1 protein-coding gene is annotated in these 869 nt (G+C 61.6%); it reads left to right on the forward strand.

The features are described 5' to 3' along the window. Positions 1-157: 157 nt before the first annotated feature. Positions 158-835 (forward strand): hypothetical protein, encoded by a 678-nt coding sequence (locus tag AC1DW4_RS15055; protein ID WP_477018069.1) that lies wholly within the window; start codon positions 158-160, stop codon positions 833-835. Positions 836-869 lie beyond the last annotated feature (34 nt).

Genomic DNA, 869 nt, shown 5'->3' on the forward strand with positions numbered 1-869 from the left:
TGGGTGGAAAGCGGACATCCAAATAGTGGGTCAAAGCGAAGGTGCACTGCTAAACGGGTGATCGACACGGACCCTCCGCGCGTGGCAGCTTTGCTTCAGGGGAATTACGCCAATGGATGTTGAGGCAGCGAGCAAGCCTACCCGCTTCTATATTGGAATGGCGCTGATCGCTTTGACGGTGGTGCTGGCCGGCTTTTCCAAAACGTTCTTCGCGCCACTGGCCGCCGGGACCTTTCAGGCCCCGGTCGTGATCTACGTGCATGGCGCCGCAGCGTTTGTATGGGTGCTGTTGTTCCTGCTGCAGCCTACTCTTATCCGTGCTGGTCGGTACGACCTGCACATCCGCATGGGCATGGTTGGCGTGCTGATCGCTATCACGGTGGCCGCTACGGCTGTCCCTGTCGGCCTTTTCGTGGTCGAGCGAGACCTCGCCGCGGGGCTTGGTTCGACTGCTGTGTCGAGCCTGCTCGGCGTCATCACCGCCATGACGATGTTTCTGGCTTTGGTCGCTGCGGCGATCACGTTTCGCCGACATGCGGCGACGCACAAGCGACTGATGCTCCTTGCGACCATCGTCGTGCTCTGGCCGGCGTGGTTTCGCCTCCGCCACTGGTTCCCGCACGTTCCGCGACCGGAGGTCTGGTTCGCGGTTGTCGCCGCATACAGTCTCGTCCCGATCGCCATGCTCCGCGACCGGTTGGTGGAGGGGCGTGTCCACCCGGTGTGGTGGTTCGTGGGGCTTCCAGTTGTCGCAGAACAGACGACTGAGGCTCTTATGTTTGACAGTCCAGGCTGGCGGGCGGCAGCCGCGCTGATTTACGGGGCAATGAACTGATCAACCAACCTACCGAAGTGTCCGCAATGGGTCG

It is taken from the genome of Brevundimonas sp. P2_A6, assembly GCF_056404975.1.